This window comes from Rouxiella badensis (assembly GCF_026967515.2).
GTDB classification, from domain to species: domain Bacteria; phylum Pseudomonadota; class Gammaproteobacteria; order Enterobacterales; family Enterobacteriaceae; genus Rouxiella; species Rouxiella badensis.
Map to the genome: position 1 here is coordinate 761,359 of NZ_CP114062.1, position 12,216 is coordinate 773,574.

Below are 12,216 nucleotides of genomic sequence, written 5' to 3' on the forward strand. Positions count from 1 at the left end.
AGAGTTTAGTCTCCCGAAAACCCGGTACGGTTCACACCGCCATAAGTAATGCGTTCAGGACAATCTCTTTAGTCATGCGGGGTTGCATTGACCAGCCGATAACTTTACGGGAGAACAGGTCAACCACCACGGCCAGATAAAGCCAGCCTTCGTGGGTTCGGATGTAGGTTATGTCCGTCACCCAACGCTCATCCGGTGAGCCCGGATTAAACTGCCGCTGGAGCCTGTTGGGTACCACGATACTGGCTTCGCCTTTACGTGCCCTTGGGCTACGGGACCCAACCTGAGCTTTTATTCCGGCACGCTTCATCAGCCGCCAGACCCGGTTCACTCCACACTGCTGCCCGGTATCACGCAGATCGAGATGGATCTTACGATAACCATACACGCACCCAGACTCAAGCCAGAACTGTTTGATCTGCCCGGTCAGCATCTGGTCTGCCTGGTGACGCTGTGAATGTGGCTGCTGAAGCCAGAAATAAAATCCACTCGGATGGACGTCCAGAACCCGACAGAGCAAACGAACAGGCCAGTAACGGCTGTTGTCGCGGATAAAGGCGTACCTCAGTCGGACAGCTTTGCGAAGTACGCCGCGGCTTTTTTTAATATGTCCCGTTCGTCGGTAACCCGCTTCAACTCTTTCTGAAGACGGCGGATCTCGGCCTGAGCATCTGTCTGTTCATTATTACTGGAAGAATCAGGACCGTACTTTTTTACCCAGGCATAGAGACTGTGTGTGGTGATATCAAGCCGGGTGGCGACGCTTGCGATGGAATGACCACGATCAACGACCTGTTTAACCGCTTCAATTTTGAACTCTTCGGGATAACGTTTACCGCTCATGGGCACCTCTCTTTTAAGTCATCTTAAATGACTCTCAGGTGTCTGTTAAACCCGTGGCGATTCAGCTCACGTTTGCTTATCGTAGTGCAGGATTGCTCTGGGCTGCGCGGGCTACATGCATTTTTGCAATGGCTTCGATGTTCATCGAAGCCGAGGAGGACAGTGACCTTCCGGTTTCGATCGTACCCATGGTCATGACCCTCGCTTGGATTGCTGTCGAACTTCGGCATCTTCCAGACGCTCTCGAAGCCGTTCGGTTAGTTCGAGGTTGTACGGCGACACTTCCGCTCGACGACTCATCAAAAGAGCGTGTCGCGAAGCGACTTACGGAGTTCGATCTTATTCTGGCGAGCCAAATTTTAAATTTCACAGCGGAAGAACTTCAACACGTTGTGCGATTGCCTGACGTTCTTCGTGGACTCGGTCTGCAACAGAGTCGAAACTCGCTGATTTACGCCCTCGGCCATGAAGCCGAACTTCGTCGGGAGGGATCAATACCGCAAGAAGAGACGCCAGAGAGTGTGGCCGAGCTATTTACTTTGCTTGCTAGCCAACCGGCATCTAGCAACCTGCATGGTCCTGTCATCTTTAACGAGGCAGACTCGCAGTGTCTTGTCTCAAGAGTGCTAGGCATTCGTGTGGCTGTCTTTCACCCGTGCTCCGATGCCTTAGTTCTTGCCGCAGAAGCAGTAATAGGTTCCGTCGAAGCATTTTTTGCAACCGCAATCGAAAGCGGCGCCGCAGCGCATACAGAGAACTTCACTATCTCACTTCAAGATAGTTCTGAAGTGCTGGCACCGGACTTTACGATCAATACTGATGAAATGACGGCGATAGTTCGCTGGCCGACTGGACTGTTACCCGCTACATTTGCCCGACAGGCCGAAGTCCAGAAGATGTTGATCGGATTGGCTGCTGAGATTTTTGCTGCCACTTGCTACGTGGAGGATATGCGGAAAACGCTCGAACATCTCTTCGGCAATGAGGCGGTGCTTGACCGCATCAGCATGGTCGTAGTTGTCGGCAATAGTCGGCAACGCGTATACAAGGAAGGACTATCGAAGCTCAGCGATTGGACGCAGATGGCGATATCGGAGTTCACTCTTGAGCTGTCGCGTCCCGTAATCACCCACCGTTTATTAGACACGTTTGAGGATCAAGAAAGTCGCTCGACGGTAGGAAAACGAAGTGCCCCGTTCCCAACAAGCGACCATCGCGATCTTGGTGTTCGCTCTGTTATAGATGTTCATCTTTGGAGTCAAGCCGGTTGGTCCGGAACTGCTTTTACTCATTGGGGGCCCTCGTATCCTCCAGGGGTTGCGCTCATGTTTAAGCACGAGGATGCCGCCAGGAAGATCTTTGCACGTTGGCGTGAACGTCTAGGAACGGTCGATAAGCAGGACGAAATTTACATGGCGATTCTGCGTGGAGTCTCTGTTGACCATCCGGCGCATTACCGTGTTCTTATCACTTCCAGGCTTTCTAATGATGAGGGCGAAACGTCAGGCAAGACCTTCATGATGGCATCACGTATGCAAACCATGCATGCAGAAACCGATGTCAACCTGAGCCGCTTTCTTGATATTTATAGGCAGTCACGCGCGTATTTGCTTCTTCCCGCGATATTTAATGGAGGGGCTGAGCCGAAGTTTATTCCAGAGCTTGCAATCCTAAAGCGGGAGCTTAGTGTAAAGAACGCTATCGACGTGACCGAGCATGACGTTGAGGTGATGGCACTTGGGGCGGAAGAGTATCGCCGTCGGTTCGGAACGTCTGGGCCCAGCAACAGAAGTTAGGTACTGTTATCTGATACTGCAATGAGCCCATTGACGGGGCGTGTCCTGCGTAGTGTGACGTCTGGCCCTGTTGATCTGCTGCCGGAGCGCGAGGATTGTTTGCGTTCCTCGATCCACGCTTCTACTTCGGCTAAGAGGACTATCTGCCGCAGCTCTTGGCGGTGGATAGTGCGACGAAATGACAGAACGCCATGTTTCGTAAATTGCGGAAGGTCGCTATAGGCGTTCGAACCGGGCAGGGGAAGAGATACAGGCTGTGGGTGAGTTTCGACGGCAATGTCGTGACCGATTTTCTCAAACGGGTTATTCTGCATATCGAACTCCGTGATCGTTTGGCGATTCAAGATTCGTCACCAAGATCTGGTGGCTTTCATTGGCTTTCATTGACTATCGCGGAAACTCACTGGAGCGTAGCGAGGCGTACTGAAGACAAATAGTCGAAGAAAAGGGAGCGAGGACTGCGACGATAATGGTTTCTCCGGTTCATTTCGAGGACTACAGTGGTAACCAGTTCGAGCGCCTCGTTTTTGCGTACCACGTGCGCGCTGACTGGCATGACCTGATCTGGCACGGCCAATCAGGAGGTGATCGAGGGCGGGATATCTCTGGTATCGAACCATTTGATGAGCAGCCGGCATGCAAGACCATCATCCAATGCGCGAACCGGGACACGTTGACGCTTGCAAAAGCCAAGGACGACATGAGCAAGGTGGTCAAAGCCACGGGCGGGGTCCCGCTGCGGACCAGGATGTCAGCTCGGTGCGGTTCTCCCGTCGCTGAGTCGCGCAACGCGACTTCGCGGAAGGACATATCGAAGTGTTCTTTCCAACCGAGGTGCCAAGCTCACTCCAGGGATCACAGTCGTCCGCCTTATGCCGCCAGTGGGGCGCATTCTCGACAGGCATAACGGCGTTTAGCACGTCGCCACAGTCGCGTCAGGTTGCTCGCTCTCCATTCGCGACAGGTACGCGCTTCTGGTCGTCGATCCAGGCATACAGCATCTTGGCCGTTCCCTTTTAGGAGTCGGCAGCCGGCCAACGCAACTTTCCGCGGCCGACGCGTAGAGCATCCACGAGCCGGGTTTTGCCCGGCAACCGTCCAGAGAATAGGCTGGGCTTGGGATCAACCGCTGGCTTCTTGAAGACGGCGATCCGCTGGTAGTCGGGGGTTACCAGCCAAGTCCGCGCGTCCCCTTCGTCGGTGACGATTCGATAGAGTCCAGCGGGCGGGGAGGACTCGGTATCGAGTAGGCGCTTGTAGCGTTCGACGGACCATTTCTGGATGCCTCCGCTGAGAGCTTCGGTTCGGAAGCGGGCCCATAACGCGGAGGTGTCGGGTGTTGGCCAGTCGCCTGCGTCGGTTTTGGCCGTAATCTCGTCGGATTCAAGCCAGGCCCGCATTTCTGCGGGCGTGACGAAGACTGGCTCAGCATCTTCGATGGCCGCCATTGCCGCGCGCCGTGACGGCAGGCCTGCGCGGATCAGCATCGCCATCATGAACTGGGGCACACCGGTTTCGACCGCAGCCGCAGCACCGCCCGCCACCGTATCCGGCGACCAGCCGAAGGAAATGCGCCGAGTGCGGACGGCTTCTAACGCCCAGACTAGCCGATAGGTGAAGGCATCTTCGACCGCCCGCATGTTCTGCGGTCCGATCTTGGAGACTTCTTCCCCGGACACCCAACTACGTAGGATAGCTTTCCAGTTCGGCGGCAGCGCGTTCGCCTTGTCAGGGATAAAGGGCCGCATGAACAGCAGGCGTTCGCCGAGTCCGCCGAGAGCATCGGCGAGTTCGTTGATGTCGCCGCTCAACGCTGCACTGTCTGCCTTGTCGATGAGTTCGGCCAGCTCGTCCGCCATAGCGTCGATGAGGAGGCCAGCTTCGAGCCCAACTCCCATAGCGAAATGCCCGCGTCGCGTTGGGGTGGTGGTGGCTTTCCAGATGAGACCAGCGCGTGCTTCGAATACCTTCCGGTGCAGGGGAGCGACATCCTCGTCCTCCCGAGTAATTTGGCGAGCCCAGAGTGACCCCCTGAGCGCCTCGTCTAGAAGCTTAGGTAGATCGGCGCGATCAGCGTCTAGGGCTTCGATCAGACCGAATACGGTGGCGTCGAGGCGTTCGACGAGCTGAGACAGGGGCTCCTCGTCGATGGTTTCCTCCTCGTCGTCCGTCTCGTCTTCATCGTCGGTGGTAGCGTCGTATTCCACTGCGGCGGCCAGTCGTTCTGCCACCCCTGCTTCTTCGTCAGGTGACCTCCAAGCCTCGCGGGCGTTGGCGAGATATTCCCAGGCGTCATCTCGATCCAAGACGCCCTCGCGCGATAGACGCTCAAGGATTTCGGCAACGATCTGGATAAGGCCGCTTTTAAGCGTCCTGGCCTTGGCAGAGGCGACCATTTCCCTCCATTCTTTCTTTCTCCATTTGATTTTGTCGAACATGACATGGACGATCAGCCCCTCGACATCGACGAATGCACGTCCGGCGCGGCCGGCCACGTTCGCGAACTCCTCGCCTTTGATCTTCTCTGAGGCACGATATAGCGAGGGCACAAGCAGCACGGCAGCGTTGAGATTGAGGCCCTGCGAGAGCGTCGGCGAAGCGACAATAATCTTTAGCGCTCCTTCGGATAGGAGCAGTTCCAGTTCGCGTAGGAACGGGCTCGGCAGTCGGCCGTGATGAATGGCAACGCCCACCTTCAGGCTGGCCACGGCTGGGTGATCCTCGCCCAACCATTCCTTGCCGACTTCTAGGGCGCGGGCAATCGGAGCCTCGTCTTCCAGCAACGAGTCCACATAGCCGCGCTTGCAGAGGTCCACGACTTGTTTACCGTAGCTCTCGACCCAGTTTGCTTGGGTAGAGAAGATCAAGGTGCGCTTGCCTTGGCTCGCGAACTCCCATGCCGCGAACAGAGCGAGGTGCGAGTTCTTGCGTGGATAGGGCTTCTTCTCCTTCCCTAGCGCTGGTTTTTCCGCGACGAATTTGTCAAGGAAGGGGCCATCGTCGTCTAGATCGAGTCGTAGCAACGCGTCCTTACCTCGCCAGGTAAGCGCGCCGAATCTCTGGCGCGTTGGGCGCCAGTCGGAACGCACAGGCTCTCCGGGTTCGTCGGAACGAATCCATGCGGTAAGGTCGTCGAGTTCGTCGCCGCTTGGCAGGATCGCGGAAAGGCAAACTATTCGGCGCTCTGCCGCATCCGTACGCCTAAGTAGGCGCTGCACGAGCGTCTCATAGCGGATTTCGCGCTCACTAGGGCCGATCATGTGGCCTTCGTCGAGGACGATTAGGCCGACATCGTCAATCAGCGTCTGGTCGCTTCTCAGCGCGAAGTCGAGTTTTTCGGGCGTCGCAATGATGATCTCCCGTGTGCGGAGGGCGTCTTCATCACCGGCCGAAAGGCCGCTGGCGCCGTAGAGAGAAGAGACACCAAACCCCAGTGGCGCGAAGGTCTTCCTGAAGGATCGTTCGGTCTGGGCCGAAAGAGCGCGCAGCGGTGTGACGATCAGCACCCGGCGTTCGGAGGAAAGGGTCATTAACGCGGCAATCTCTGCCACCCGTGTTTTGCCCGCGCTGGTCGGCAGGGCGACGACCAGATCGTCCGTGACGTCTGTGGAGCGCTGGGCGGCTTCGCGCTGTGATGGCCATAGCTCCACCTCCGAGGTCTTGCGGGCGTAAAGTGAAGATATAAACAACCGCCGCAGGTCGGGATATTTTTCCTCCGCACCCTCGGGTGGCTCAGTCGGCAAATTCTGATGTAGCGAGTGTTGCCACAGGTCGTCGATCAGGTGACGGCAGAGGTTCGAGATCCACCACAGCGGGACGTTCTCAGCGTTGTTGGCAAGCTCGACAGCGGTGGTAAGCAGCCCTCGTGCGGTTTCGATCGGCTCGACCTCGCCGGTTTCAAGCGCGAAATCGAAAAATGCTAGGGCACGGCAGATCGTCGTATTGAGAATTGTCGACAGCACTTCGTCGACGTCAGTGTCTTCGCCCTGCAGCGCCGTCGCGATCTGCTCATCGCTGTGAGCCCCGTCATCCAGCCAGTCGCGAACGAAGCCGCGAAGTTGGTTGAGATCGCGCAGTATCAAGTGTTGGATCGCTATTTCGCCGGGTGAGACGTTAAGGTCTTCCTCTGTCTCGTTGAAGATTGAAAAGGCAACGGCCGAGAAGCCAGCTAGATGGTAGGCTGCAGCTGCAATGGTGCGGCGGAATCCTCGTTCAGGCGACTCTGGATTACCATTGCGCACCAGAGCTTCGAAGGCGTTGGCTGCGTGTTCAAAGGCCTTGCTAGTGAGTTCCGAAACACCAGCTTGAGCCCGCAGTGCCATTGCGCCTCGAAGCAGGGCAAAACCGTGCTCGGCAAGATCTGTTTCGATGGTTGCGCCAAGTGGCGGAGCATTTCGCGGCAATACACCATCCTTGCGCATCAACGACCAAGCTGCACCGCGATAGAGGAGACGCCCGAGAATACCGTCAACTGTAGCAGCCGTCAGGAAGGTGTTTAATTCTTCAGTCGTCTCCAAGATCTTCCGCCTCTAGGTACATTGCTGCAATGAAATCCTGATGGTCTTTGACGTGAATGTTCACGACGTAGTGGTCCCTGTTGACTCCAGCGGCTTCAAGGTTCTCTTTCAGGGAAGCGTGAGGGCCGTTACCCGACACGGTGAAGAGCATATGGTCGATTCGATCGGCTCGCATGGACTTAAGACCCACTTCGTCGCGAAGATCGCGACCCAGTGCGTTATCGCCAGCGTCGTTGCTCTCCAGCAGGCGATTGGCGACGAACAGCAGCGAGTCAGGCGTGCAGCGGCCATTGTCGCGGTCGAGGACCTTGCGGGCGGCGGTGACCGTGGTTTTGCCAAGCTTCTGGTTACTTTTAGCTTCACCTTTTAGCAGGCAGAGCTTATCGCCTTGGTAGCCCGCGCCGATGAAGTCATCGCCGCGCATGGCCATGTTACGGCCGTCCTTGTAACGGAGCCGGCGCACGGGTACCCGCAGACCGATTTCTTCCTCCACTAGTTCAGTCGCAAGGATTTCGCCGAGGTCGCCAGAGCGGCCCTTGGGGGTATTAGGCATTGCCTCGCTGAGGATCTTGGCAGCAACCTTGTATCCTAGTCGCCCTACGTCATCGGCGATGCGTTCAAGTCGGTCGTAGTGCGAGCGAATGGTCTCAGCAAGGTCCTCCCGGATATCATCGCGGCCGCCGTCCTTCTCGACATACGTCCAGTAATACTTGCGTTCGTCATTTTCTTTAATAGACTCACACCACTTCTCATATAGCCCCACGGCGCTTCTCCCGATCAATCAGTTCTGATAACGTCAAGATTTTCCCGATTCGAAATCGGCTTATTGAAAGAACCCATCGTCAGCGCTTTACCACGTATCTTGCAAAATGGCGTCAATCTCTTCCCGCTCAGTTTCAGTCGCGCCAATCAATGGGAAGCCGCTCAGATTTCTTTCAATCACCAACAGGCAAAGATTTCAGATAATGTACCCTATAGGAGGGGAGACGCAATGTCAGAGATTAATCCACACGATGCCGCGCAGACTTTGCCCCAGGATCGGGAAACGCTGTACCACTTGGTCTGGAGCGAGCCCGCGGAACGTATAACTGTGTTGTATGACATCAGTACTGAGTTACTGGCAAAACGATGCAGCGAAATGCGGATACCCAGGCCGCTTGCCGGTTACTGGAAGGCACTTGCGAATGGGACTGCGCCTGCAATTCCAGCTCTGCCCGCTCTGAGAAAGGGTAAGGTGGAAAAGGGACGCGAGAATGGCAATTCATCAATGCAATTTCCTGCCATTACGGTATCAAAATCAGCATCTTCAGTCGCCCCAAAGCAAGCTTCTGTTACGAGTAATGGCTATGGATTGATAAATGATCTCAAAACGTATCTGCCAGTCTCTTCGGTTACAGAAGATGGCTATTATAAACCTCTGAAAAAGAAATTACTGGATCTCAACGTTTCTGATACGGGATTTGAGCACGCAATTGAGTTCCTGAGCCGGTTCATTGAAGCTCTGGGGAAAAAGGGTTATCGGGTAACGCTGGATGCTCCGGGAGAAAGGCTACATCGTACGGATATTGATATTATGGAAGATCTAAAAGCGGGAGGATATCGCTTGGAGAATTTATGGCGGCCTTATACGCCAAGTATTATTTGTGTCGGTAATATGTACTTTGCGTTTAATCTTGCTGAAATGACGGAGTATGTTCCGGCGAAAAAAGTCAAAAACCGCTATATTCGTGACGAACAGATGGGACGGTGGATTCGGGGGAAAAATAGTGAGTTTTTGATACACGTATCAAAACATACTCTACCTACCGGACGATTTCTGTTGCAGCTTTACTCGCCTTATTCTTCCGCAGAATGGTTGGTACCGTTCCGGCAGACGAAACAGTGCGGGTTAATTAGCCAGATCCCTAAGATGATTTCGGCGATGCAGAAGGCTGTTCCGCTAATTTCAAAGCAGCTAGAAGAGGCCAGAATCAAAGCTGAGGAGCGGTGTGTCCAGCGTGAGCGGGAATTAGCCATATATCTTGAAAAGGAGCGGATAGGTCGGGAACAGGAAGCATACCGTGCCAGCCGTGCCGAGCTCAAATCTATTATGGTTCAGTGGGCTGAAGATAAACGACTGGAACAGTTTTTTCACGAAGCAGAATCAGATACGGCAACGCTTGATGTTGAGCAAAAGGTGCAGGTTATGAAACGGCTACAACTGGCTCGCCAGTTCCTGTCAGAGGATACGGCGATTGAAAGGTTGCTGAAGTGGAAAACGCCGCAAGAGCGCTTAATAAAATAATAATATTATTATTCCGTAGGTTATAGGTTATAGGTTATAGGTTATAGGTTTCAGGGGTGAGGGGTGTCATTCAGCGCAAAATATTACTGGCTGACGGTTAGGTTCAAGCAATGAGTAATTTAATACTACCACCCTTAATCAGCCGCTCGCTATACCTCTCTTTCATTGGGATTTGTAGTACGGCAGTAGTCCGGTCCCCTGCATGCGAATATCGGATATCCAGAGCGAGTATACCGGTTGTAGCCGTTGCGTAATGATTAAAAACAGGATTATGAAGTCCGCTACTCTTTAAAACCGACTGACAGTTCAGGTCTGAACTAATGCCGTTAAATCAAAATCCCAAACCCCAAACCCCAAACCTATGTCACCGCCGCGAACCAAGGGGCGCTACGCCTGGTTATGCCGGTCAGATTTTATCTCCCATGTGATTTCCGTTCCCGTATCAGCTTCCGGTTAATCGTTTCCCAACACAGCCCGTCCTGCAAGGGTAAATGGCACACATTCTGCGCCCTTGCATGCCGGAACGATGCCGGGAAAGCGAACCGTCAGGCGATGCGAAGACGAAAATCACACCACTGACGGAGAAAAAACCATGACTATTTCCCTGCATACCCAGACTAGCGCCCCTAACCCCGCACCGGCGACCAGCGTATCCCCGCTGGAGCAGTCAGGCTCCTCAAAAACGAAATTTTCCAGAACCAAAACAGATATTTATCAGACAGTCACTGACAGCATCATTTCTGCCCTTGAAACAGGCGTTAAGCCGTGGTCCTGCCCGTGGCAGCGCGTACCAGGCATGTCAGGATTACCTTCAAACTACGCGACTGGTGCTGCTTACAGTGGAATGAATATCATGTTGCTATGGTGCAGTGCCTCAAAACAGGGATTCAGTGATTCGCGCTGGATGACCTACAAGCAGGCAAAAGCGGAAGGCGGGCAGGTGCGCAAGGGAGAACACGGCACTACCGCCATTTTCTATACCACGCTGGAAAAGGAAAATGACGACGGAGAAACTGACTATATCCCGATGCTGAATACGTTCACCGTGTTTAATGTTGAGCAAATTGATGGTTTGCCTCTGAGTGACGAGGCCGTTTGTCCGGCAGAGACCTTTGAGCCGTTACCGCGTGCGGAAGCGCTTTTCCGTAACAGTGGTGCAACCATCATTGAGAAGGGACAAAACGCCTTTTTTGCACCGTCAACCGATGAAATCCGTTTACCGGAACGTTGTCTTTTTACCGATGCTGCCAATTTCTACGCCACCGGTCTGCATGAGCTGATTCACTGGAGCGGGGCAAAAAGTCGGCTGAACCGTGAAATGAAAGGGAAGTTTGGCAGTGAAGGGTATGCGTTTGAGGAGTTGATCGCCGAACTGGGAAGCGCGTTCCTGATGGCGGATCTGGGGATCGTTGGAGAGGTGCAGCATGAAAGCTATATCGCTTCCTGGCTGAAAGCACTGAAGAACGACAAACGCTATATTTTCAAGGCCGCCAGCGCGGCATCCAAAGCGCATCGTTATTTGGTGGATAAAGCCTGAGGGCAGGGGGAAAGAAGCCACAAAAGAATGTAGCTTTAATCTTGTAGGTAAGTGGGCAGAGTAAAGCTTGTTTCAGGGGGGTATAATTCCCCCTGAGAATTTTCCTGGTACTTGATGCCAGGAAAATTCTCAGGCTGCAGGGCGGGCGGCAAAGAGCCCGCTCAGCCCTTTATAAATATTGCCTCAGACTTGATCTGGCAGTGTTCTCTGTTAAAACAAAATTCAACCTTACAGTCGGCAACGACCTAAGGGAGAGGTTTCAAAAGCTTACTCTTATCGAAATGTATGAAACAATGGGGAGCAGGTCACGTCATCCATGTGACCAGCGCTTTTGCGCTCATTTCGGTTAGTACGTCCGAAAGTCGGTCAGTTTCTCTGTCCATTCTGGACTCCTGTCTATTCTGATGATGGGGGAGTATTTCGGTAGGGCATTACTTCTGGTCGTTGCACTGCTGGTGGGCTGGTTGGGGCAGTTGGTGATACAGAACAACTATATGAAGTTGCCTAAATCCAGCCGTTGCAACTCGTCGAGCGTGTAGATGCGGAAGACATTTCGGTGGCGGGTTTCCAGCGGGATGTGCTGGTGGTTAACGATGACGTGCCGGATGCTGTCAAACAACCGTTCAAGACCGCGCTTTTTCTGCGGATCCGGCACGATATAGAAAACGTAAATCCAGTCTTTACGGGTCCGGGCCAGTAAATGGCTGGCGATGATCGACTGATAACGGGCTTTAGTTTTTAGGCTGCGCTCGGTCTCTATGGCGATCACGGTGCCGCCGGGAAAGGTGATCAGCCCATCCGGCCGGTGACTGACCTGGTAACGACTGAGGAAGGTTGTGCGATCGCCGTTGATCCACCCGGATGCGCCTTTTTGCTCAAGGATGATCCGGGCGACCTGATTATCGAGGTGATGCTCCAGCGTCCAGCCGGTAACTTTTGACGGCTCAAACCGCGCCGGGAAAAGTGCATCGTCGGGTGTTAACACAACGGCTATCCCGTCACTGGTAATGCCCCACAATGAAATTTTCATCGTGCGTGATACCAGGACGTGCTTTTGTATTAACCCCATGCCCTCGACTTTTGAAAGCAGGGAATACAGCGATTTATGATCCCTGAAGCCGAAGAGAAGCATCAGTGTTTTAAAGTCACTGTACGTCTCTTCTTTCAGGAAATTCAGCAGTTTTTGTATTTTTTCGCGGTGTCGCGTCTGGCGTTCGCGGTATGCGGTGATCAGCATCA

The 12,216-nt window shown here is 54.0% G+C and carries 7 protein-coding genes and 1 pseudogene; 3 read left to right on the forward strand and 5 right to left on the reverse strand.

Translation table 11 applies throughout. From position 1 onward, the window contains the following. Nucleotides 1–34: 34 nt before the first annotated feature. Nucleotides 35–843 (reverse strand): annotated as a pseudogene (locus tag O1V65_RS03685) (IS3 family transposase); the annotation flags it as partial. Nucleotides 844–881: 38 nt separating this feature from the next. Between O1V65_RS03685 and O1V65_RS03690 the strand changes: the two are divergent. Then, nucleotides 882–2,639 (forward strand): hypothetical protein, encoded by a 1,758-nt coding sequence (locus O1V65_RS03690; protein ID WP_269130187.1) that lies wholly within the window; start codon nucleotides 882–884, stop codon nucleotides 2,637–2,639. Here the strand turns inward: O1V65_RS03690 and O1V65_RS03695 are convergent. The 3 genes from O1V65_RS03695 to O1V65_RS03705 form a co-directional block, all read right to left on the reverse strand. Beyond that, nucleotides 2,636–2,953: a hypothetical protein gene (locus O1V65_RS03695; RefSeq protein WP_244370776.1), complete on the reverse strand. Its 318-nt coding sequence runs from the start codon at nucleotides 2,951–2,953 to the stop codon at nucleotides 2,636–2,638. The two genes, O1V65_RS03690 and O1V65_RS03695, sit on opposite strands and share 4 nt — an antisense overlap. 702 nt (nucleotides 2,954–3,655) lie before the next feature. Next, the gene (locus tag O1V65_RS03700) at nucleotides 3,656–7,156 is read right to left on the reverse strand and encodes a DEAD/DEAH box helicase (protein ID WP_269130188.1); all 3,501 of its coding nucleotides are present in this window, start codon (nucleotides 7,154–7,156) and stop codon (nucleotides 3,656–3,658) included. Further along, complete coding sequence (locus O1V65_RS03705) at nucleotides 7,143–7,919, reverse strand: HamA C-terminal domain-containing protein (RefSeq protein ID WP_086523376.1); 777 nt, start codon at nucleotides 7,917–7,919, stop codon at nucleotides 7,143–7,145. Before O1V65_RS03705 ends, O1V65_RS03700 begins: the two co-directional genes overlap by 14 nt. A 228-nt stretch (nucleotides 7,920–8,147) precedes the next feature. Between O1V65_RS03705 and O1V65_RS03710 the strand changes: the two genes are divergently transcribed. After that, the gene (locus tag O1V65_RS03710; RefSeq protein WP_208951921.1) at nucleotides 8,148–9,440 is read left to right on the forward strand and encodes a BAR domain-containing protein; all 1,293 of its coding nucleotides are present in this window, start codon (nucleotides 8,148–8,150) and stop codon (nucleotides 9,438–9,440) included. 592 nt (nucleotides 9,441–10,032) lie between these two features. Next, nucleotides 10,033–10,977: an ArdC family protein gene (locus O1V65_RS03715; protein ID WP_269130189.1), complete on the forward strand. Its 945-nt coding sequence runs from the start codon at nucleotides 10,033–10,035 to the stop codon at nucleotides 10,975–10,977. Nucleotides 10,978–11,467: 490 nt separating this feature from the next. On the opposite strand, the gene mobC is transcribed toward O1V65_RS03715, so the two are convergent. Continuing rightward, complete coding sequence (gene mobC / locus O1V65_RS03720) at nucleotides 11,468–12,214, reverse strand: MobC family replication-relaxation protein (protein WP_269130507.1); 747 nt, start codon at nucleotides 12,212–12,214, stop codon at nucleotides 11,468–11,470. Nucleotides 12,215–12,216 lie beyond the last annotated feature (2 nt).

Bases quoted from the DNA above. Each gene is read 5' to 3' on its own strand.
- mobC (WP_269130507.1), bottom strand. From the start codon at position 12,214: ATGCTGATCACCGCATACCGCGAACGCCAGACGCGACACCGCGAAAAA.
- O1V65_RS03715 (WP_269130189.1), top strand. From the start codon at position 10,033: ATGACTATTTCCCTGCATACCCAGACTAGCGCCCCTAACCCCGCACCG.
- O1V65_RS03710 (WP_208951921.1), top strand. From the start codon at position 8,148: ATGTCAGAGATTAATCCACACGATGCCGCGCAGACTTTGCCCCAGGAT.
- O1V65_RS03695 (WP_244370776.1), bottom strand. From the start codon at position 2,953: ATGCAGAATAACCCGTTTGAGAAAATCGGTCACGACATTGCCGTCGAA.